The 22,761-nt window shown below is 41.8% G+C and carries 19 protein-coding genes and 1 pseudogene; 12 read left to right on the top strand and 8 right to left on the bottom strand.

Features of this window, described 5'->3' with window-relative positions:
* Positions 1–148 precede the first annotated feature (148 nt).
* From AY606_RS04190 to AY606_RS04165, 5 genes are all read left to right on the top strand, one after another.
* Entirely contained in the window at positions 149–1,339 is a 1,191-nt protein-coding gene (locus AY606_RS04190) for a sugar transporter (RefSeq protein WP_067865217.1), read from the top strand.
* 315 nt (positions 1,340–1,654) lie between these two features.
* Positions 1,655–2,611 (top strand): TerC family protein, encoded by a 957-nt coding sequence (locus tag AY606_RS04185; protein WP_067865213.1) that lies wholly within the window; start codon positions 1,655–1,657, stop codon positions 2,609–2,611.
* Between the two features lie 204 nt (positions 2,612–2,815).
* Complete coding sequence (gene guaD / locus AY606_RS04180) at positions 2,816–4,153, top strand: guanine deaminase (RefSeq protein ID WP_067865211.1); 1,338 nt, start codon at positions 2,816–2,818, stop codon at positions 4,151–4,153.
* Positions 4,154–4,353: 200 nt separating this feature from the next.
* The gene (gene hpt / locus AY606_RS04170) at positions 4,354–4,881 is read left to right on the top strand and encodes a hypoxanthine phosphoribosyltransferase (RefSeq protein WP_067865208.1); all 528 of its coding nucleotides are present in this window, start codon (positions 4,354–4,356) and stop codon (positions 4,879–4,881) included.
* Between the two features lie 179 nt (positions 4,882–5,060).
* A complete protein-coding gene (locus AY606_RS04165; RefSeq protein ID WP_067865206.1) occupies positions 5,061–5,318 on the top strand; it encodes a GlsB/YeaQ/YmgE family stress response membrane protein in 258 nt (85 codons plus the stop codon).
* An 87-nt stretch (positions 5,319–5,405) separates the two neighbouring features.
* Here the strand turns inward: AY606_RS04165 and AY606_RS04160 are convergent, their stop codons facing one another.
* Both AY606_RS04160 and dmeF read right to left on the bottom strand, forming a co-directional pair.
* On the bottom strand, positions 5,406–6,107 hold the full coding sequence (locus AY606_RS04160; RefSeq protein WP_067865203.1) for a DsbC family protein: 702 nt from the start codon (positions 6,105–6,107) through the stop codon (positions 5,406–5,408).
* 109 nt (positions 6,108–6,216) lie between these two features.
* Positions 6,217–7,181 (bottom strand): annotated as a pseudogene (dmeF, locus tag AY606_RS04155) (CDF family Co(II)/Ni(II) efflux transporter DmeF).
* Between the two features lie 55 nt (positions 7,182–7,236).
* On the opposite strand from dmeF, the gene AY606_RS04150 reads away from it, so the two are divergent.
* Positions 7,237–7,503, top strand: coding sequence for a metal/formaldehyde-sensitive transcriptional repressor (locus AY606_RS04150; RefSeq protein WP_067865200.1), 267 nt, complete (start codon positions 7,237–7,239; stop codon positions 7,501–7,503).
* Positions 7,504–7,623: 120 nt separating this feature from the next.
* A complete protein-coding gene (locus tag AY606_RS04145) occupies positions 7,624–8,796 on the top strand; it encodes an MFS transporter (protein ID WP_502692106.1) in 1,173 nt (390 codons plus the stop codon).
* Positions 8,797–8,840: 44 nt separating this feature from the next.
* Here the strand turns inward: AY606_RS04145 and mnmE are convergent, their stop codons facing one another.
* From mnmE to rpmH, 5 genes are all read right to left on the bottom strand, one after another.
* Positions 8,841–10,196: a tRNA uridine-5-carboxymethylaminomethyl(34) synthesis GTPase MnmE gene (mnmE, locus tag AY606_RS04140; RefSeq protein ID WP_067865194.1), complete on the bottom strand. Its 1,356-nt coding sequence runs from the start codon at positions 10,194–10,196 to the stop codon at positions 8,841–8,843.
* A 99-nt stretch (positions 10,197–10,295) separates the two neighbouring features.
* Positions 10,296–12,050 carry a membrane protein insertase YidC gene (gene yidC, locus AY606_RS04135; protein ID WP_067865191.1) on the bottom strand — a complete coding sequence of 585 codons (1,755 nt, stop codon included), beginning with the start codon at positions 12,048–12,050 and terminating at the stop codon, positions 10,296–10,298.
* Between the two features lie 5 nt (positions 12,051–12,055).
* Entirely contained in the window at positions 12,056–12,376 is a 321-nt protein-coding gene (gene yidD / locus AY606_RS04130; protein ID WP_067865188.1) for a membrane protein insertion efficiency factor YidD, read from the bottom strand.
* A gap of 9 nt (positions 12,377–12,385) precedes the next feature.
* Complete coding sequence (gene rnpA / locus AY606_RS04125) at positions 12,386–12,775, bottom strand: ribonuclease P protein component (protein ID WP_067865185.1); 390 nt, start codon at positions 12,773–12,775, stop codon at positions 12,386–12,388.
* A 29-nt stretch (positions 12,776–12,804) separates the two neighbouring features.
* Positions 12,805–12,939 carry a 50S ribosomal protein L34 gene (gene rpmH, locus AY606_RS04120; RefSeq protein ID WP_067865183.1) on the bottom strand — a complete coding sequence of 45 codons (135 nt, stop codon included), beginning with the start codon at positions 12,937–12,939 and terminating at the stop codon, positions 12,805–12,807.
* 661 nt (positions 12,940–13,600) lie between these two features.
* Here rpmH and dnaA point away from each other — a divergent pair.
* The 5 genes from dnaA (at position 13,601) to AY606_RS04095 (ending at position 20,411) form a co-directional block, all read left to right on the top strand.
* Positions 13,601–14,980 (top strand): chromosomal replication initiator protein DnaA, encoded by a 1,380-nt coding sequence (dnaA, locus tag AY606_RS04115; RefSeq protein ID WP_067865181.1) that lies wholly within the window; start codon positions 13,601–13,603, stop codon positions 14,978–14,980.
* Positions 14,981–15,090: 110 nt separating this feature from the next.
* Positions 15,091–16,236, top strand: a complete 1,146-nt coding sequence (gene dnaN / locus AY606_RS04110) for a DNA polymerase III subunit beta (protein WP_067865179.1) — start codon at positions 15,091–15,093, stop codon at positions 16,234–16,236.
* Positions 16,237–16,263: 27 nt separating this feature from the next.
* Positions 16,264–17,346, top strand: a complete 1,083-nt coding sequence (gene recF, locus AY606_RS04105; protein WP_067865177.1) for a DNA replication/repair protein RecF — start codon at positions 16,264–16,266, stop codon at positions 17,344–17,346.
* A 54-nt stretch (positions 17,347–17,400) separates the two neighbouring features.
* Positions 17,401–19,872, top strand: coding sequence for a DNA topoisomerase (ATP-hydrolyzing) subunit B (gyrB, locus tag AY606_RS04100; protein WP_067865175.1), 2,472 nt, complete (start codon positions 17,401–17,403; stop codon positions 19,870–19,872).
* Between the two features lie 173 nt (positions 19,873–20,045).
* Positions 20,046–20,411: a hypothetical protein gene (locus tag AY606_RS04095; RefSeq protein WP_067865172.1), complete on the top strand. Its 366-nt coding sequence runs from the start codon at positions 20,046–20,048 to the stop codon at positions 20,409–20,411.
* Positions 20,412–20,732: 321 nt separating this feature from the next.
* On the opposite strand, the gene AY606_RS04090 is transcribed toward AY606_RS04095, so the two are convergent.
* Complete coding sequence (locus tag AY606_RS04090) at positions 20,733–22,667, bottom strand: ATP-binding cassette domain-containing protein (protein ID WP_067865169.1); 1,935 nt, start codon at positions 22,665–22,667, stop codon at positions 20,733–20,735.
* Positions 22,668–22,761: the final 94 nt, after the last annotated feature.

Here is a 22,761-nt window from a genome sequence, read left to right as displayed (position 1 = left end):
AAATAAACATGCCATAAAGAACTGCTCAATCGTGTTAAGTTTTTTTGTTGTTTCTATCCCTGCTTAGTACACTTCATCTTAAGGATTAAACTTAACAAGGGGTATGATTCAGCCTACACTTTAATGCTATTTTTTAAATCCTTTGACTATGTCATCCTTATCTTCTGAGTCTCTACCTAATCCCACACGGCAATGGATTTGCGTGATCACTTTAGCCTTTGCTGCCTTTATTTTTAATACCACCGAATTTATTCCTGTGGCATTGCTGAGCGATATTGGCCACAGTTTCAATATGCCTGCCACTGATGTCGGCATCATGATTACTCTTTATGCCTGGGTCGTTGCACCCCTATCACTCCCGCTGATGCTGCTGACACGTAATGTTGAGCGCCGTTTTCTACTGATTGCTTTATTTGTCGTATTTATTATCAGTCATGGCCTATCTTATTTCGCCTGGAATTTTAATGTGCTTTTAGCCAGTCGAATCGGAATAGCATTTTCACATGCGCTGTTTTGGTCGATTACAGCCTCTTTAGCAGTACGTGTTGCACCGAAAGGTAAAGAATTTCAGGCGCTGGGTTTACTGGCGACAGGCACAGCTTTAGCCATGGTATTGGGCATTCCATTTGGTCGCATGATTGGTGAAGCCTATGGCTGGCGCAATACTTTTGCCTTAATTGCCATTGGTGCGGTAATGGTCTGTCTGACTTTGGCAAAGACCTTACCTAAACTCCCCAGTGTCAATTCAGGTTCGCTGAAAAGTATTGGTATGCTATTGAAACGCCCAAGCCTGGTGCTGGTGTTTGCCTTAACCATTATCATCATTAGCGCACAATTTACCGCTTATAGTTATATCGAACCCTTCACCCTGAATATTGCCCAGTTTAGCTCTCGCCAAACCACGACTTTATTGCTCATTTACGGCGGTGCAGGTTTTATTGGTTCTTATCTGTTTGGTAAATTTGGTAATCAATATCCCAAAATTGCGATTCCTTTAAGCAGTGCTTTATTGGCGATGTCCATGTTGCTACTCTTGCCCCTGGCTCAAGGGTTTAACAGCTTGAGTATTCTGAGCTTGTTTTGGGGCATGAGCATCATTTGCTTTAGTCTTGCGCTGCAAGCCAAAACCCTGAATCTGGCTTCAGATGCAACCGATGTCGCCATGGCGATTTATTCAGGTCTTTATAATGTCGGTATTGGCGCTGGCGCATTATTAGGCGGAATAGTCACGGCACGTTATGGCTTAAGTCAGATTGGCATAGTAGGGGGCTTGATTGCTGTCTTGGGCACAGTATTGGCATTTATTTTGGTGCAGCGCCGTGACTTCATTAAAGTATAATCAAGCTAGATAAAATTTGCACAATTCATATAAATATGCGATTCTTCAGCCACATTTGGATTATTAGATCCAAAAACAAAATTGAGTTGAACAAGGGGAGTAGCCTCCTCCAAGCGTCCTTAGAAGTAATTCTAGCCGACGTGTCAGAATATCGTCATTACACTTTGCAAAAAGTCGGTATCTGAGCATCTGAAATTACGCAATATTGCTATTTAGATGTAGGCAAGACCTTGATCATGTTGACACAGATGTTTAAATCATCTGGCAACAGGTCAAGGTTTTTTTATGACCAGTTGTCGGGTGTGGAGATTTATTATGGAATCTATCGGCAACCCGTGGTTGTATCTGGCATTTTTTGCGATGGTGGCAGTCATGCTCATCATCGACTTCATTGGCTTCAAACACAAAGAAGACCAGCCGGTTAAAATTAAATCAGCCGCTTATTGGAGCATTGCCTGGGTCAGTGTGTCCATGCTGTTTGCTGGCGGTTTATGGCTTTATTTACAGCAAACGGCGGGTGTTGCTTTAGCCAATCAAAAGACCATGGAATATTTTGCAGGTTATCTGTTAGAGAAATCACTTGCCATTGATAACGTGTTTGTCTGGCTGATGATTTTTGCAGCTTTTGCCATTCCTCCCGCATTGCAGCGCAAAATTTTGCTCTATGGGGTACTGGGCGCTATTGTATTGCGTACCATCTTTATTTTTATCGGTGCGTGGTTCGTTCAGGAATTCTCCTGGGTCCTCTATATTTTCGGTGCCTTTCTGGTCTATACCGGCTTTAAATTTCTTCAAGGTCATGAAGATAACCCCAATATTGAAGATATGGCCTTACTGAAGTGGTTACGCAAACATATGCGTATTACCCCGCAACTGGATGGGCATAAGTTCTTTGTGCGTCAAAACGGTGTGTTATGGGCCACGCCATTATTCTTGGTGTTGATTTTGGTGGAAGCATCCGATGTGATTTTCGCAGTGGATTCTATTCCGGCTATTTTTGCAGTGACCAGTGATCCCTTTATTGTGTTAACCGCAAACTTAATGGCCATTTTAGGCTTACGTGCCATGTTCTTCTTACTGGCAGGTGCGGCATCTAAAATGCATTATTTGCCTTATGGCCTCGGGATTATCCTGCTATTTATTGGTTTCAAAATGCTAATGCTTGATGTGTTCCATATGCCAATCTGGATCTCACTTGGCTTTATTATCGTAACTTTAGCCATTACCTCATGGTTATCAATTCGTTATAACAAGAAGCAAGCGCAACTGTAATTTTTAAATAAAATGATCTAGCCTTCCATCGTATAGAGGGGAGGCTTTTTTATGCCCGGTATTTTATTTATGGCTGCTTTTTAAACTCTAAATATCCTGCTGAAGTTATAGAACAGGGCAGTAGTTAAAACTGAGGCATCAGGGTCTAAAACCCAGATTTCAGGTACAATCAATTGAAAAAATGAGAAATTAAAAGGTTATTACATGTCTTCTCTTCAGACTCAACGTGCCGTTCGTGGTCGCTTTCTTGATCTTCAACACACTGTTTCCCAAGCCGCCGATATTGCTCAAGCGGTTCGTTATCTTGAAGATGGTTTGCTCATCACCCAGGCGGGAAAAATCACCTGGTTTGGGACATGGCAAGACGGGCAGAATTTGTTGAATCAAGATATGCCCTTTGAACATTATCCTGAGCAACTGATTGTACCGGGATTCATCGATACGCATATTCATTTCCCGCAAACCGAGATGGTTGGTGCCTATGGGGAACAACTTCTAGAATGGCTCAATAGCTATACCTTTCCCACGGAATTGCAATTTAAAGACAAAGCCTATGCAGACAAAATCGCGCAATTCTTTGTTCAGCAATTATTGAAAAACGGCACCACGACCGCCTTGGTGTTTTGTACCGTCCATGCTGAATCGGTCGATGCATTATTTGAAGCTGCAGAACAGCATCAAATGCGTTTGATTGCCGGCAAGGTAATGATGGACCGCCATGCTCCTGATGATCTTTGTGACACAGCAGAAAGTTCTTATCACGACTCTAAAGCACTGATTGAAAAATGGCATGGTAAAGGGCGTAACCTGTATGCGATTACTCCACGTTTTGCACCGACGTCTACACCTGACCAACTTGCCAAAGCGGGGCAGTTAAAAGCGGAATATCCTGAAGTTTATGTACACACCCATTTAAGTGAAAACAAGAATGAAATTGCCTGGGTGAAAGAACTATTTCCAGAACAACAAGGCTATCTGGATGTGTATCACCATTATGGCCTAACAGGGCAGCGCTCGGTCTTTGCGCATTGCGTTCATCTGGAAGATGCCGAATGGGACTGTATGCATCAGACCAACTCGGCGATTGCCTTTTGTCCAACCTCAAATCTGTTCTTGGGCAGTGGGCTATTTCCGTTGAAAAAAACCTGGGAAAAGCAGGTTAAAGTCGGCTTGGGCACTGATATTGGTGCTGGCACTTCATTTAACCAGCTGCAAACCTTAAATGAAGCCTACAAAGTGCAACAGCTTCAGGGCGATAAACTCTCTGCATTTGAGTCTCTGTATCATGCCACCTTGGGTGGAGCCAAAGCCTTGGATCTGAACGATAAACTGGGTAACTTTAATCTGGGTAAAGAAGCCGATTTTATTGTGCTGGATTTAAAAGCCACAGCCCTGCAGGCACTGCGTCAACAACGCACTAAAGGTATAGAAGACGCTTTATTTGCCCTGATGACCATGGGTGATGATCGTAATATCCAGGCAACTTATATTTATGGAGAACCGGTATATGTCAAACAACAAGACCACGAAAATATCCAATAAAAAGATTTTCCTACTGCTTGGAATAGGCGTGGCGTGTGCGGTGTTGCTTAAGCACGATACCCCACAGATCAAGCCTTGATACATTTTCAGGCGCAAAAAAGATGCATCTATTGGGCAGATGTATTAAAATTAAAACATCTTTTGAGGTGTTGCTGGTCAACACCTTTTTTATTTTTTGATTTGCTTTTAGGTATCTACCCATGACCGTTCATATGAGCGTAATGATCTCAGCTGAAGACATTCAAGCTAAAGTCAAAGAGCTTGGTGCAAAAATTAATGCTCACTATGCCAATAGTGACAAAGAACTTGTTCTAATTGGTTTACTGCGTGGTTCAATCATTTTTATGGCGGATTTATGTCGTGAAATTACTAAACCGCATGAACTCGACTTTATGACGGTATCAAGTTACGGTGGCGGTACGGTTTCAACGCGTGATGTGAAAATTTTAAAAGATCTGGACGGCGAAATTCGCGGTAAAGACGTGCTCATTATTGAAGATATTATTGACTCCGGCAATACCCTCAGCAAAGTTCTGGAAATTTTAACCACCCGTAATCCGAATTCCATTGAACTGTGTACTTTAATCAGCAAACCTTCACGCCGTGAAATTGAGCTTGAAGTGAAATTTTTAGGCTTTGAAGTAGAAGATAAGTTTATTGTCGGTTACGGCTTAGACTATGACCAGAAATATCGTCACATTCCCTTTATTGGTGAAATTGGTCTTTAATATAAAGCGTTAATATTTAAAGTGGCTACAGGCCACTTTTTTTATACGCTGTATTTGTGTCTAAACAAAAAAGCAACAGTTTTTAGCAGGACTCATCTGGTGAATGTTGCATAAATGATTAATTATAAAAATGAAAGCGTAATGAAAAGATATAAATAAACGATAAATGGAGAAGACATATGTGGACACTTATAGTTGCCATCGTAGTAGGTTTTATTGCAGGCTTAATTGCGCGTGCTATTCACCCTGGAAATGATAAGTCAGGATTTATTGTGACCACCTTGCTGGGTATCGCCGGTTCTTTATTGGCAACTTACGGTGGACGTTTACTCGGACTCTATGATGAAAACTCAGCAGCAGGCTTTATTGCATCCGTAATCGGTGCCCTCATTATTTTGTTCATATACAACATGGTAACTAAAAAATCACGCCTTTAAATGTTGCTTTAAAATAATCAATGTTACCGTTAAAAAAAGCACCTCATCAGGTGCTTTTTTTATGCTTCGATTGAAAAAGCACTAGGTTTATAAACCTAATTCTTTCCAAATTTGTTGAATTTCTTGCGCAGAACGAACACCCATCACTTTAAAACCGCTAGAGAAAACAATTGCGGGAGTTCCATTTAAACCTAAAGATTTGCCCAAACTCAAATTACGCTCAATCGGATTAGCACAGGTATTTTTAGAACTCGGCTGAATCCCCTTGCTGATCAGATTTGACCAGGCCAAAGCTGGATCTCTCTCACAAAATACCTGTTTGGAAACAGCAATAGACTGGGTTTTGATTGGATAAATAAAGGTATAAAGGGTGACATCATTTAACTTGTTTATTTCAGCCTCAAGTTGTTTGCAATACGGGCAATTTGGGTCAGAAAAGATTGCGATCTGGCGTTTACCATTACCTCGCACACTTTTTACCGCATCCTGCAAGGGCAGTTTTTTCCAGTCAATACTATTTTGTTCAAGCACTAAATCTTGGGTCAAATTTTTCTGATCACTTAAGCGGTACATGGAACCCACCAGAATGTGTTGCGCATCTTCCCCCAGATACACCACTTGACCATCCATTGAACCGCTGTAAATACCTTTCATCTCGGTGTTTTGAATGTTTTCTATCTTCAATTTAGGATGTTGCTTGGTCAGGTTAATTTTAACCGTATCAACATTTGCCAAAGTTAAGCTGGAAATAAAACTGACCAAGGCGAATGCCAATGTTTTTTTAATCATCTGTTTTGCTCATTGCTTCAAAAATCTTTCCCGCTGATTCTACTCAAAAACCAGCCAGATAATCTTAAAATTTTAGATGCCTTTACGCAAAGCACACATATTCACTCATCTAAGTTTCACGTGGAACATTAACCAGATTTATAGCGGATTTATTTCGACCGAGACATGCACAATTTCATCATGAATGGATAAGGCTTCACGAACCTGATCTGCAGTCAAATTAGAATCGGTGGCTAAAGCCAAAATGCAGGAAAATTTTCCTTTACCCACTTTCCAGACATGCAGGTCGGTAATTTCAACCCGAGAAAATTCAGCAATCACTTCCCGAATTTCTTCTACGACTGGATGATCCATCTCTGCATCGAGTAAAGTCTTTCCTGTCTCCTTGATCAGGCCAATCGCCCATTTTGCCACCAGAATTGAACCGATAATCCCCAACAGCGCATCCAGAAAACGCCAATCTAAATACTTTGCAGCAAACAGCGCAATAATGGCAAATACTGAAGTCACTGCATCTGCCACAACATGCAGAAATGCCGCTTTCTGGTTTAAGTCATGATGTGCATGAGCGTGCTCATTTTCATGTTCGTGATGGTTATGGTCATGGTCATGGTCATGGTCATGGTCATCATGCAGCAACCACGCGCAGATTAAATTAATTACCAGGCCTAAAATTGCAATTGGAATGGCCTGGTTATAGTGAATATCTATGGGATTTATTAGTCGTTCTATTGATTGGAATGCCATAAATATCGCCACCACCATCAATAAGATCGCGCTGCTATATCCGGCTAAAATTTCAATTTTCCAGGTGCCAAAACTAAAACGGCTATCGTGTGCATAATGGCGCGCAGAACGATAGGCAAAATAAGCCAGTCCCAAAGCCAGCATATGCGAACTCATATGCCATCCATCTGCAAGCAATGCCATAGAGTTGTAAATCCATCCCCCAATCACTTCTAATAGCATCATCACTGCCGTTAGAATAGTGGCCCATAGAATACGTTTTTGGGCGAGGGGATTACCTTCATCAAACTAATGAGCGTGTGTTCTGGTCAATGCGGACTTTTGCATAATCTTAATATTTAAATATACTCCCCCATAGTATATTTATTTTTGGAGTAGAGTGGTGGGTCATTTACATCAAGACAAGAAAATTCAGAATCGAGTCAAACGCTTACAAGGGCAAATTAACGCCGTAGAGCAAGCTTTAAACAGCCCTGAACATTCATGTATTACGGTATTACAGCAAGTCGCTGCCATTAAAGGCGCAGTGAATGGTCTGATGAATGAATTAGTTGAATCACATTTGCGACATCATGTGCTTGGTGAACAGACTGAAATTAATGAGCAGCAACTGGATGAATTTTTAAAATTATTAAAGCGTTATAGTTAAATGATTTACATCTTCTAAATTGACCTCTGAGCCTGATAAGAATTAATCTATAGTTCTTCTTTTTTTCTGTAAATATTCGCTATTTGCCACATCATCTAGCGGCTGTTTCTGTGACCCTACATGACGACTCAACAATCATGGCAACCCTTTTTCATGGTCAGCCTGGCACTTTGTATTGGAACCATTGGAACCGCGCTTGCTAGCCCCTTATATCCGATCTATCAAGAGCTGTGGCATCTATTACCCAGCCATATTACTTATATCTTTGTCGCCTATATGTTCGGCTGTCTGGCGACCTTATTATTTTTAGGTCGAACCAGCAACAGTTTTGGTTTTATACGTACATTACAAACCGGTATCCTGTTTGTCATATTGGGTTTAGCGCTTTCATCTGTTGCATCGAATGCACTTTGGCTGGGATTAGGTCGCTTTGTGATTGGCATTGCCTCTGGACTGATCAGCACCTCTGCAATGCTTGGGTTAATCACCACTATTCCAGACAGTCATAAGCAAAATGCACCCCAATTAAGTTCTATCATTACCGTGATTGGTTTTGGACTGGGGCCGTTTATTGGTGGGCTGATTGCCCAATTCTCTAGCCAGCCTTTAGTTACCCCTTATTTACCGATTATTGCCGCTGCGATTTTATGTTTTTTTGGTTTATTTCTGGTTAAAGTTCGGCAATTTAAAGTCCAACCTTTTTCAATCGCACCGCATTTAGAAATGCCAGCAGCGCAACATCAAGCCTTGTTCTTTATTGCCGGTTTCACTGCATTTAGTGCTTTTGGGGCCTTTAGTTTATTTGCCTCGCTTTCACCCTCTTTTGTGAAAGACCTGATCCCCTGGCATGGGCCTTTGGTCAGTGGTTCAGCCATTGCCAGTATTTTAATGGTTTCCGCCCTAGTACAATTTCTTGCTAAAAATCTTCCTGCTGGCAAAAGCCTGAATTTAGGACTGATAACGCTCGTACTAAGCTTTATTTTACTCGGCTTATGTATGAGTATGCAGTGGAGCATTTTGTTCTTTATCAGCGATATCTTGGTCGGTGTAGGACATGGATTTGGCTTGATGGGAGCATTCGGTCTAATTCACCAGATGACCACGACAGATAATCGTGCGGCAGTGATGTCGACCTATTTATTTATTGGTTACTTAGGCACGATTGTACCGATTATTGCAGTAGGTTATTTAGCCGATCATTTTGGTCTAACTCTTGGTGTTTTAGGATTTTGTATAGGCGTGGGTTTACTCTGTCTTGCGCTATTATTCTGGCGTCAGAAAATTTCATCATAAAAAACCGCCTTTCTTTGAAGGCGGTTTTTTAAAATTAATTGAAATTATTTTCCAATACAGAACGATCCGAAAATTTTTCCTAACAAATCATCCGCACTAAATTCACCGGTAATCTCGGACAAGGCATTTTGGGCCAGACGTAAAGACTCCGCCACTAACTCGCCCGCTTGATACACCACCAACTGCTCATGCGCTTCTGCCAAATATACCTGTGTACGCTTCATTGCGTCCAAATGACGAGTACGGGCAATAAAGGTATCTTCTTCTGGCTGAAAGCCTGCATGCGCTGTAATCGCATCTATAAGCGACTGAACACCAGTTTCCTGCTTGGCAGAGACGGTAATGTGACGGAAACCCTGATAATCGCCAATTTCCGCAGCTGCACCAGTTAAATCACACTTGTTGGCAATCAGCATTAGACGGCGGGGTTCCAGATGATCTGGAAAATAGTTTTGGGCCAGTTGTAACGGATCTTCACCTTGGCTTAAGTCATAGACCAACAGCAACAAATCGGCTTGTTCAATTTCTTTAATCGCGCGGCGAATGCCTTCTTTCTCGACAATATCGCCGGTTTCACGCAAACCCGCGGTATCGGTCAGGGTAATCGGCAAGCCATTTAAGATAATTTTTTCATGTAGCACATCACGGGTGGTACCGGCAATATCGGTCACGATGGCGCGCTCATTTCCGGCCAAAGTATTCAACAAGGACGATTTACCTGCATTCGGTTTACCGGCAATCACCACCTGTAATCCTTCACGCAACAACTGGCCTTGGCGGGCAGACTTTTGAACTTCAGTCACCGAGCTTTGCACATCTTCAAGCAAAGCCAAAATTTTGCCATCCGCCAAAAAATCAATTTCCTCTTCCGGGAAATCAATCGCCGCTTCCACATGCAAACGTAGATGAATCAGTTTCTCTAAAACGCTATTTACTCGGGTCGAGAACGCCCCTTGCAAAGATCGTACTGCTGAACGTGCCGCTGCTTGTGAGGTTGCATCAATCAAATCGGCAATCGCTTCCGCTTGCACCAGATCCAGCTTGCCATTTTCAAAGGCACGCATGGAAAACTCACCCGCCTTGGCCGAAATTGCACCCAGTTCCAGTAAACGGCCCAGCAAGGCATTTTGAATCACAGGTCCACCATGACCCTGCAATTCCACCACATCTTCACCGGTAAAGGAGTGGGGGTTGGGAAAGCAAATCGCCAGACCTTCATCCATGACTTCACCCGCTGCATCATAAAACTGACGAAAGCCGGCAAAGCGGGCTTTGGGTAAAGCCTTTTGCGTCAAGGCTTCTGCAATGGCATAGGATTTTGGACCTGACAGACGAATCACCCCCACACCACCACGGCCGGGCGGAGTTGCAATTGCAGCAATCGTTGTTCGGTTTTGCATAAAATTCACCTAAAAAATCCCAAATCACAGCCAAATAAAAATCCGCCTAAGATTACCATCTTAAGCGGATTTATTCAGCTCTTCGCAATCAGTCGTTACTTAAACAACGTCACGTTTTTCGCGTTCTTTCGCCACACCTTTGTTGATCAAACTTTGCTGCAAAATAGTAATACTGTTGTTGACAATCCAGTACATTACCAAGCCCGCAGGGAAGAACAACATAAATACGGTGAAGATAATCGGCATGATTTTGAAGACTTTCGCCTGCATCGGATCAGCCGGTTGCGGATTTAGAGACTGTTGGATAAACATGGTCAAGCCCATCAATAACGGCAGGATAAACCAAGGATCCATTGCAGATAAATCTTGAATCCAGCCTAACCACGGTGCATGACGCAGTTCCACTGACTCCATCAATACCCAGTACAGTGCAAGAAAAATCGGCATTTGCATCAACAGTGGCAAACAACCTGCAAGCGGATTGACTTGTTCACGTTTGTACAGTGCCATCATTTCTTGCGAGAAACGCATACGGTCTTCACCGAATTCTTCTTTCATACGCTGCATTTCAGGTGCAATGACACGCATTTTTGCCATAGAGCGGTAGCTCTTAGCAGATAATGGCCAAAGAATTAACTTCACCAAGATAGTCAATAAAATAATTGCCCAGCCCCAGTTACCCACTAATCCGTGGAAGAACTCTAAGCCAACGAACAATAATTTAGCAATCGGCCATAACCAGCCATAATCTACAGTTTGATTTAAACCAATTGCCAGATCTTTCAGTTCAGACTGAACTTTAGGACCTGAATAGAAGGTTGCATCCACTTCAGCTGCAGTTCCGGCAGGCACATTGATCATCGGTGAAGTGAAACCGATAATATTCATATTATCAGTAGATTGACGCGATTCCAGTTTCGCACTATACGGCTGACCATTGGCTTGCGTCAGTTTAAGATCTCCTGGAATCCAGGCACTGACGAAATAATGTTGAACAATACCAACCCAGCCGCCTTTCGCTTCAACATTCAATTTTTCTTCATTGAAGTTGGCAAATTTAAGCTTGTTGTAATGTTCGTCAGGTGTACCCCAAGCCCCACCCAAGAATGTACCGAGTGTGAAAATACCTTGGTCTGATTTACCCGGATCATCCGAATTGTCACGTTTGATTTGACCAAACATTTGACCTTGCCAGTTCTGAGCACTACGGTTCACAACTTTATGGTTCACAATAATCGGGTATTCACCTTGTTTAAAGGTAAATGTTTTGATGATTTCTACACCATCCGGCGTTTTATAAACCATAGGTACTGATAAAACTTTAATCGCTTTACCATTTTTGGTTGCTTCAGCTTTAGCATCGGCCAAAGTATAATTTGCTTTTTCAACTTCATACACCGGACGACCATTACGATTGCTGTCCGGGCCATTTAAACCAATCAAGCCAGACTGAGCAACGTAAGTACGTTTTGCATCACTTTCCAGCATGACAAACGGTTCATCGCTGTCTTTATTTTTGTCATGATTGAGCAATTCAATACGAACAATGTCACCACCTTTAGGATTAATCCACAGATGATAAAGGTCAGTTTGTACTGAAATAAGCTGTTGACTTACAGGTGCAGTGGCATCTGTTGTAGTTTGCTGAGTGGCAATATTTGCTTGAGGCATGTCAGACGCTGCCGGAGCTGTTTGAGCATTTGGCAAATCTGCAGATACTTCATGCGAAACTACGGCAGCATCTTGCTGCGGTTTAGTCTCTGCATGACCATAATCTTTTTGCCAAGCCAAAATAAGCAAATATGCGACGACAAACATAGCCCCTAGAATTGCAAACCTGGCCCATTGTTGCATATCTATTATCCCAAGTAGTTAGAGTGATTTCGGTTCAATAAACGATCACGAAAGGGTACAGCAACGTGAAGCGTTTGAGAATCCATTTGCTGAAATGAAATAAAACGAATTGCTTTTGGGGGAACAGGGTCATAACCCGAGCCACCCCAAGGATGACAACGACAAATACGTTTAGTAGCTAACCACGCACCACGCACAGCACCATAACGATGGACTGCCTCTAAAGAATATTGAGAACATGTTGGAATATAACGACAGCGGGGTCCCAATAAAGGACTAATCGCGATCTGATAGAATCGAATCAACCAATGCAGTAAACGTACCATTGGCCTTCTCTACTTTTGTGGGGAGGGAGCTATCTTTTTATGCTTATTGGCAAGGCGCTGCAATTTCTGCCAAGCAAATTGTAATTGCTGTTGCAATTCTGCATTAGGGATTGCTTCAATGCCGACTTTAGGCATGACCACAATATCTAATAAATTTAATTGCTGTTGATGTAGGCGAAAACTTTCGCGAGCAAGACGTTTTACTCTATTTCTTTCATGTGCGCGACGCACTTTTTTCTTGGCAACAACAATACCCAAACGGCTTGAAGGCTGCTCGGAATTTTTTGCCAAAAATAAGAAGTGGGGTTGGTGCACTTTAAAAAGTGCACCATCAAACACACTTTTATAATCGGCAGCACAGCGTATACGTACGTCCGTGCTGAAGCCATAAAGTGTCATGACACCCAAAATCGTAATAACTTAACTAATTAAACAGTTAAGTCACGACGACCTTTTGCACGACGACGAGCTAATACTTGACGACCAGCTTTAGTAGCCATACGAGCACGGAAACCATGAACACGCTTACGCTTTAATTCTGATGGTTGGAATGTACGTTTCATATTGAAACTCCAAAAATGATCTTCTATGAAGGTTCGCGATTTTAGTGGTCATTCAGTGAGCTGTCAATCAAAAACAAACTTTCTTTCAAAATAAGGGCTTTTTTTCAAAAAATGATGAAGATAGAGTTTTTTTATTACACTAAAAATTGTTTTAATTTTACACACAATATAAGTTGTTGATTAATAATACAACATAAGTTATAAACAGAAATATTCACAATATTATCCACAACTTAATGTTGATAAGATTATTTTCCTGGTTTTTGAATTTAAATTTAAAAATATTTAAAGTTATCCCCATTCACAAGGGTTCTTATAATTAAATTCAAATTTATAAATTTAAAGTTATTACTATTAGGGAGTCGTTTTCCTGTGGAAAAGCTATTTTTAATTTTTATAAACATAAAGTTAACTTGTGGATATCCATGTTTTTATAAGCTGGTTAATTTGTGGATAACTTTATGATATATTTTATCCACAGCTTGCGGATAAGGTTATCCACATCATGATTTAAATTTAAAGTTAGACTGAATTTTGCTTTTTTAAGTGATATTTCTTTAATTTTGCCATGACAGATGTGGATAACTTCGATAGAATGGCGACCCGCTTGGTCGGGCTCAAAGTGATTTTTTATAATTAATGGAATAAATAGGGGTTTTACATGCTTTGGACAGACTGTTTAACTCGTTTGCGACAAGAGCTTTCGGGTAATGTCTTTACAATGTGGATTCGCCCATTGGTTGCCGAAGAGCTTAACGACACATTAAAACTTTATGCACCGAATCCGTATTGGACCCGTTATATTCAAGAACATCATCTTGAGCTGATCACGATCTTGGCAGAGCAAATGTCTGAAGGTCGGGTGCGTAAAGTCGAAATTTTGGTGGATTCCCGACCTGGTGCCATTCTGTCTGCAAATGAACAACCTGCAACCACTACTGCTGCTTTACAATCCGTTGCCACACCCATGGCTAGACCGCGAAAGGAAAAAGAAGAATCCGTCGCAAAAAATAGCCGTAAGCGCTTATTGAATCCCCTATTTACTTTTTCGTTATTTGTTGAAGGTCGCTCGAACCAGATGGCAGCGGAAACCTGCCGTAAAGTTTTAACCCAATTGGGTGCTTCGCAACATAACCCTTTATTTTTATATGGCCCGACAGGTCTGGGTAAAACCCATTTAATGCAAGCAGTGGGGAATGCTTTATTACAAGCCAAACCCAATGCGCGCGTGATGTATATGACTGCCGAAAGTTTTGTGCAAGATTTTGTCAGCTCATTGCAACAGGGCAAGGTTGAAGAATTTAAGAAAAATTGTCGCTCGCTGGATTTGTTGCTGGTCGATGATATTCATTTGCTGGCCGGCAAAGAAGCCAGTTTGGTGGAGTTTTTCTATACGTTTAATGCCTTGCTGGATGAATCGAAGCAAATCATTTTAACTTCGGATCGTTATCCTAAAGAACTGACTGAACTGGATGCACGTCTGGTTTCGCGTTTTTCTTGGGGCTTGTCTGTGGGGGTGGAACCGCCGGACATAGAAACCCGTATCGAAATCTTGCTGAAAAAAGCCGAAAACATCGGGGTGGAGTTGCCGCGCAATTGTGCTTTATTTGTGGCACAACAGGTTGTTGCCAATGTACGTGAACTTGAAGGTGCACTCAATAAAGTCGTGGCTATTTCACGTTTTAAAGGCACCGCGATTGATTTGGAAGTCGTCCGGGAATCGTTAAAGGATGTCCTCGCGATTCGTGCCCGAACCATCAGTACTGAAAATATTCAGCGAGTGGTCAGTGAATATTTCCGTATTCCGCTAAAAGAAATTGTCGGTCCGAAACGTACCCGTATTTATGCACGTCCTCGTCAGCTTGCGATGGGGTTGGCGCGTGAATTGACCGGCGATAGTTTTCCGGAAATTGGCATGGCATTTGGGGGACGCGATCACAGTACCGTGATGCATGCCTGTGAGAAAGTTTTGAGCCTTCGCGAACAAGATCCGATCTTTAATGAAGACTATAAAAACCTGCAACGTTTGTTGCAAAGTTGATCGAATTTGATCAAATTCTATTCTTGCAATGCGGCATATTCTGCCGCATAGTACACTGCTAAAAAACACATTTATTTATTATTTATCTTCAGTAGTTAGAGGAATGTACCGTGCGTTTGAAAATCGCGAAAGAAAGCTTACTTAATGTTCTGTCACATGTCGTAGGAGCGGTTGAACGTCGCCATACTTTAAACATTCTGTCTAATGTCAAAATTCAAGTTAGCAACGAATCCTTAACCATCACCGGTTCGGATTTGGAAGTGGAATTGGTGGCCAGTACGACCTTGGCTGAAGGTGCATGCTTGCAAGTGGGCGAAACCACTGTGCCTGCACGCAAGCTGATGGATATCTGTAAATCATTACCGACTGCGGCATTGATTGACCTGCAAATTACTGAAGATCGTTGCATTTTGAAATCGGGTAATAGCCGTTTTGTGTTGGGTACATTACCTGCTGAAGACTATCCGTTATTGAGCACTGAAAATGCGCAGGGTACGCAAGTGACGGTAACGCAGCGCGAGTTAAAACGCCTGTTTGAAAAAACTGCGTTCGCCATGGCTGTGCAAGATGTGCGCTTTTATTTAACCGGTACTTTACTTGAAATTGATCAAGATCAGCTGCGTGCCGTGACTACTGACGGTCACCGCTTGGCTTTATGTGAAACCACAGCCACATCCACGGCAACTCAGGCCATTCAAGCGATTGTGCCACGCAAAGCAGTCGCGGAGTTACAACGTCTGCTCAGCATTGAAGATGAGCAATTGTCGCTAATCATTGGCCGCGAATTATTGAACGTGACCATTAGTGCGCCAAGCCGCGACAAAGAACAGGGCAATATCACGGTTCGTTTCACCACCAAATTAATTGATGGCAAATTCCCGGATTACCGTCGTGTGATTCCACGTGGTGGCGATAAAAACGTATCGATTGCTCATGATGTATTTAAACAGTCCTTGCAGCGTGTCGCAATTTTAAGTAATGAAAAATTGCGCGGTGTCTTCCTGAATTTCAATGCTGACACTTTGCAGCTTCGCGCCAATAACCCCGAGCAAGATGAAGCGATTGAAGATCTAGCCATTCAATATGCGGATGCACCGATGGAAATGTCGTTCAATGCGCAATATTTACTGGATGTACTCGGTGCGTTGGATGGTGATGATGTCTATATGACCATGACTGAAGCCAACCAATCGGTATTGGTACACGATCCAGCGCAACAAGATCAAACCTATGTGGTCATGCCAATGCGGGTTTAATTTGCAGCTTTATTCGCAGATCAAATTATGTTTATTACGCGTTTAAATATAGAACGTGTTCGAAATTTAAACGCGGTTGCACTCCAAGAGTTGCAGCCGTTTAATGTCTTTTATGGCCAAAATGGTTCAGGCAAAACCTCAATTCTAGAGGCCATTCATTTGCTGGCGACCGGACGTTCTTTTCGAACCCATATTCCAAAAAACTATATTCAAAATGAAACCAGTGATGCAATTGTTTTTGCGCAATCTGCGACTGAAAAAATTGGCATGCAAAAACTGTTGTCAGGCGAGCAACTGATCAAAGTCAATGGGGATAATATTGCAACTCAGGGGCAGTTGGCTAAAATTTTGCCTTTGCAGCATATCGATCCACAAAGTACCGACATTATTGACTACGGAGCCAAACCACGGCGCCAATTGATAGACTGGCTGATGTTCCACGTGGAACCAGATTTTTATCATGCTTGGCAGTATTATTCACGCGCCTTAAAACAACGCAACAGTTTGTTGAAATCGAGACGAAATCTTAATCTGAATGATTTAGAGCCATGGAATAAAATGCTGGCCGAATATGGCGAGATACTGCATTCACAGCGCAGTGGAATTGTGGAGCAGTGGAAGATCTATTTTGAGCAGGATTTAAAACATTTATTGCCCCATCTGGAGATTCAGATGGAATATGTTCCCGGTTTTCATAGCGAGCTTGGCTTGCTGCATGACCTCACTGTACACCATCAAAAAGACCTGGATAGACGCTATACCGAGTATGGTCCGCACCGTGCAGATTTACGTTTAAAAACAACACTGGGCGATGCTGATGTGGTGCTTTCACGCGGTCAGAAAAAGCTGCTGATTGTAGCCTTGAAACTGTCACAGATTGCAATGCTGCATGCCTGTAACAAGGAAACTGTGGTATTATTAGATGATGTGACAGCAGAATTAGATTTAACTGCACAGCGACGATTAATTGAGCGATTGAGCCAACTGGGTAGTCAAGTTTTTATTACCACTTTAGAGTATGAATCAGTAAAAAAACATTTACATGATTTGTCTATTTCATATCAATTATTCAATGTTGAAAACGGTCAAGTTCAAGTTGTTGTGCAATAGTTTTTTAGATTTTACCCATCTTTGGATAGACCTATATTTCACTAGGGAGAAACCATGAGTTCAGAAGATCAAGCTGCTTCTCAAACAGAACCAACCAATGAAAAGGCTTATGATTCCTCTAGTATCAAGGTATTACGTGGCCTCGATGCTGTTCGTAAGCGTCCAGGCATGTATATTGGTGATACTGACGATGGTTCAGGTTTACATCACATGGTGTTTGAGGTTGTCGATAATGCAATTGATGAAGCCTTGGCGGGTCACTGTGATGAAATCCTAGTCATCATCCATGAGGATGAATCGGTAAGTGTTTCAGATAACGGTCGTGGTATTCCAACTGATATTCACCCGGAAGAAGGCGTATCTGCCGCTGAAGTTATTTTAACCATTCTTCATGCCGGCGGTAAGTTTGACGATAATAGCTATAAAGTATCCGGTGGTTTACATGGGGTAGGTGTTTCTGTTGTAAATGCCTTGTCGAGTAAATTATTACTGAATATTCGTCGTGCCGGTAAAGTGTACGAACAAGAATATTCTCATGGCGATCCGGTCTATCCCTTGCGTGCCATTGGGGATACTGATGAAACAGGAACAACGGTTCGTTTCTATCCAAGTACGCAAACCTTCACCCAAACCATTTTCAATGTTGATATTTTAGCGCGTCGTTTGCGTGAACTTTCATTCTTGAATGCGGGTGTTCGTATTGTATTGCGTGATGAACGCATTAATGCTGAACATGTGTTTGATTATGCAGGCGGTCTGTCTGAATTCGTAAAATATATCAATCAGGGTAAAACCCATTTGAATGATATTTTTCATTTCACCAGCCAAGTGCCGGAAACAGGGATTACTGTTGAAGTCGCTTTACAGTGGAATGATACCTATCAAGAAAACGTGCGCTGCTTTACCAACAATATTCCGCAAAAAGATGGTGGTGCGCATTTAGCCGGTTTCCGTGCAGCATTAACCCGTGGTTTAAACCAGTATCTGGATAGCGAAAATATTCTGAAAAAAGAAAAAGTCGCGGTGACTGGGGATGATGCACGTGAAGGCTTAACTGCGATTGTTTCAGTAAAAGTGCCAGATCCAAAATTCTCTTCACAAACCAAAGAAAAACTGGTTTCAAGTGAAGTTAAACCTGCTGTTGAGCAGGCGATGAACAAGGAATTTTCTGCCTATTTATTAGAAAATCCACAAGCGGCAAAATCAATTGCCGGTAAAATCATTGATGCGGCACGTGCACGTGATGCGGCACGTAAAGCACGTGAAATGACGCGTCGTAAGAGTGCACTTGATATTGCAGGTCTTCCAGGTAAATTGGCCGATTGCCAAGAAAAAGATCCGGCATTGTCTGAATTGTACTTGGTCGAAGGTGACTCTGCGGGCGGTTCTGCAAAACAGGGTCGTAACCGTAAGATGCAAGCGATTCTGCCACTAAAAGGTAAAATCCTGAATGTGGAACGTGCGCGTTTTGACAAAATGATTTCTTCGCAAGAAGTCGGTACGCTGATTACTGCACTCGGTTGTGGTATTGGTCGTGAAGAATATAATCCCGATAAATTACGCTATCACAAAATCATCATCATGACCGATGCTGACGTCGACGGTTCGCATATTCGTACGCTGCTGTTGACTTTCTTCTTCCGTCAAATGCCTGAGCTTGTGGAGCGCGGTTATATCTATATTGCACAGCCACCGTTGTATAAATTGAAAAAAGGCAAGCAGGAGCAATATCTTAAAGATAATGATGCTCTGGAAACCTTCCTGATTTCAAATGCGATTGATGATTTATCTTTGCATATCAGTGCTGAATCTCCTGCAATTACCGGTCAAGCACTGGCAAAAGTGATTGAAGATTACCAGGTTTCACAGAAAAGTTTGAACCGTTTAACCGTACGCTATCCTGCAAGTTTGCTGGATGGTTTACTGGGTCTCGATGCATTCAAACTTGATCAAAATCATGATGAAGATTATGTGAAACAATGGTCTGAACAGTTACGTGCTGCGATTGAAAAATATCAGCCAAGTTTACGTCCTGAAATCAGTTTGGAAGTGTTTGAGAAAGAACATGCTGATGGTTCTAAGGTGGCACATTTCTGGCCACGTGTGACCATCTATGTACATAACTTGCCGCACTCCTATTTACTTGATTCTGGACTATTGGCTTCTGGTGAATATAAGCGTTTACTGCAAAATTCGAAGAGCTGGTTTAGTTTGCTTGAAGATGGTGCGTATTTGCAGAAAGGTGAGCGTAAAATTAATGTCATAACTTTCCATCAAGTATGGCAGCATATTTTAGCTGATTCACGTCGCGGCATGATGATCCAGCGCTATAAAGGTTTGGGTGAGATGAATGCGGACCAGCTTTGGGAAACCACCATGGATCCTGAAAACCGTAACATGTTACAAGTCACCATTAATGACGCGATTGAAGCCGATCGTATGTTCTCTTGCTTAATGGGTGACGATGTAGAACCACGTCGTGCCTTTATTGAAGAAAACGCATTAAATGCAGATATCGACGCTTAGTGTATTGATAAGTTAAATTGTAAAAAGCACCCTTCGGGGTGCTTTTTTTATGCTATTTTTATTTAAATACGATTAACTTTTAGCCATCTTTGTTTTATAAAAATGACTTATTCCTCTGTCATGATGAATCATATATACGGAATATCATCATGCAATATTACGAGGTTAGCACAATGGATAATCAACTGGAACAGATCCGCGACATTTGGAGCAATGCATTTTTTACCGGTAATTTTGAGGTGTTAGCTCAGTATGAACATGAACAGTTTAAGGTGGTTTATGAGCAGGAAGGTCGAGTTGAGAGCAATTTTACCCGCTATGAACGTATTGCTCATGCAGTGAAAAATGGTGTATGGAAACCGCAACAACCATTGATAGAATTTGAAGAGTTTGATTTTGATCGAGATTTGAAGCGCTGTAAGGTTTTAATTGGTTTAGAAGATCAAAGAAAAATTCAGGAATTATGGGTCAATGAAGGTGCTTGGAAAATTGTTGAACTGAGGTTTTTAAAACGTCAAAAACTACAGCAGGACGAATAAAATACCACTGTGGATAAGTTTATTTTATTGAATGAAAATATGGAAATTAATTTATCCACAGTTTAAATGGCGATTTTATTTTAAATTCAATCTTGGTTTTATTTCTATTGTGGATAAGCATTTTTAAAATTAAAAGTACGTTTTGAATTTAAACTTGATAGATCGTGATTTTTTAAATTTAAAGACACTGTTATTTTTATGAGTAATATCGCTGTAAAAGTGTTGTGTAGAAAAATTAAAAAATCGCAGTACAGGTTTTAAATTGTACTGCGATCATAAAATAAGCATCAGTTTAGTTTTGCTTAAGAGTGGTGGATTGGCTTATTCGAAAGCACCTTCCAGTTCTTCCAACTCCATCATCAGCTCTAACATTTGTTCTTCAGCTTGAACCAATTTCACTTTTAACTCGGTTTGTTCGTTCATCAGCTTCAACAAATCATCTTTATGATTTGCTTCATATAATGCACTGTCACCGAGTAATGTTTCGATCTCCGCTAAGCGAGGTTGCGTTTTGGCAATCTGAGCTTCAATTTTTTCAATATTCTTGCGAACAGGACGGCTGAGTTCACGACGACGTGCAGCTTCTTTACGTTGTGCCTCTTTATCCAGTTTAGAAATCGTCGGTTTAACTTCCACTTGAGATTTCACCGGTGCAGCAGGTTGTTGACCGGACTTCATCATCTCAATACGGGCTTGGCGTAACCAGTCTGCATATGCAGTCAAATCACCATCAAACTCACGGCTTTGACCACCATGAACCAAAATCAATTCATCACACACACTGGCAATCAGTTGACGTTCATGCGATACCAGCACCACAGCACCTTCAAAATCTTGTAATGCCATGGTCAATGCATGACGCATGTCCAAGTCTAAATGGTTGGTCGGTTCATCTAGAATCAAGACATTTGGACGTTGCCATACAATCAGTGCAAGCGCTAGACGGGCACGTTCACCCCCCGAGAAACTTTCACTTGGGGTATCCATGCGTTCGCCACTAAAGCCAAAACTGCCGAGGAAAGAACGCAAGCTTGCTTCACTGATTTTTTTATCGGCAATACGCGACAATTGCAGCATTGGACTGGCATTACCATCCAAAGCATCCATTTGATGCTGTGCAAAGTAACCGATATTGAGCAGTTCAGAATCTTTACGCGTCCCTTGCAGCAGTTGTAAGTCACCGACCAATGATTTAATCAGTGTCGATTTACCTGCACCATTCATCCCGAGTAAGCCAATACGACTGCTAGGCGTGATTTGTAAACTCACATTGGTCACAATCAGTTTGTCACCATAACCAATATCCGCATGCTCAAGTTCAAGCAGCGGTGAACTCATTTTAGTCGGTTCACGGAAGGAGAAGGTAAACGGTGTATCGACATGCGCAGCAGACAATTCTTGCATACGTTCAAGCTGCTTAATCCGGCTTTGCGCTTGTTTGGCTTTGGTGGCTTGTGCTTTAAAGCGATCAATATATTTCTGCAAATGTGCGCGTGTTTCTAATTGCTTTTCATAAGCCTGTTGTTGCTGCGCCAAACGTTCGCTACGGGTACGCTCGAAAGTAGAGTAGTTCCCGGTATACAGAACAAGTTCTTGATTTTCAATATGTAAAATATGATCGGTAATTGCATCGAGGAAATCACGGTCATGCGAAATCAGAATCAGGGTGCCTTCATAGGCTTTTAACCAGTCTTCTAGCCATAAAATGGCATCCAAGTCTAAATGGTTGGTCGGTTCATCAAGTAACAACAGGTCTGAACGGCTCATCAAGGTACGCGCAAGGTTCAGACGCATACGCCAACCACCGGAAAAGCTTGAAACATCAAGTTGTGATTGGTGTTCAAAGAAGCCTAAACCTGCCATCAATTGTGATGCTTTAGACGGTGCAGAATAGCCATTAATTTCGTCAAAACGACCGTATAAATGTGCAAGCTCATCATCGCTTAAGCTTTCTGGCTGATCTAATTTATTTTGAATTTCCCAAAACTCTTCATCACCAGACAAGACGAAATCAATGGCTTTCATATCTAAAGCTTTGATTTCCTGTGCCATATGAGCAACAGTCCAAACTGCAGGGCGAGTTAAAGACCCCCCATCCGATTCCATACCACCGAGCAGTGCAGAAAATAGCGTGGATTTTCCTGCACCATTTACACCAGTTAAACCAATTTTCCAGCCTGGATGGAGTTGCATGGATGCTTTTTGAAATAAAACACGTCCACTGCGACGTATAGAAAGTTGATCTAACTGAATCATTAAAATATCTAAATGAGAAGAATGGTGTGCGTATTCTAAAGGAAGTGGCGGAGAAAAGAAAAAGACTGAGACATTATTATTTGGATAAAAGATG

The sequence above is a fragment of the Acinetobacter sp. SFB genome, assembly GCF_001647545.1.
Lineage (GTDB): Bacteria > Pseudomonadota > Gammaproteobacteria > Pseudomonadales > Moraxellaceae > Acinetobacter.
This window is presented reverse-complemented; position numbering and strand designations above follow the sequence as displayed.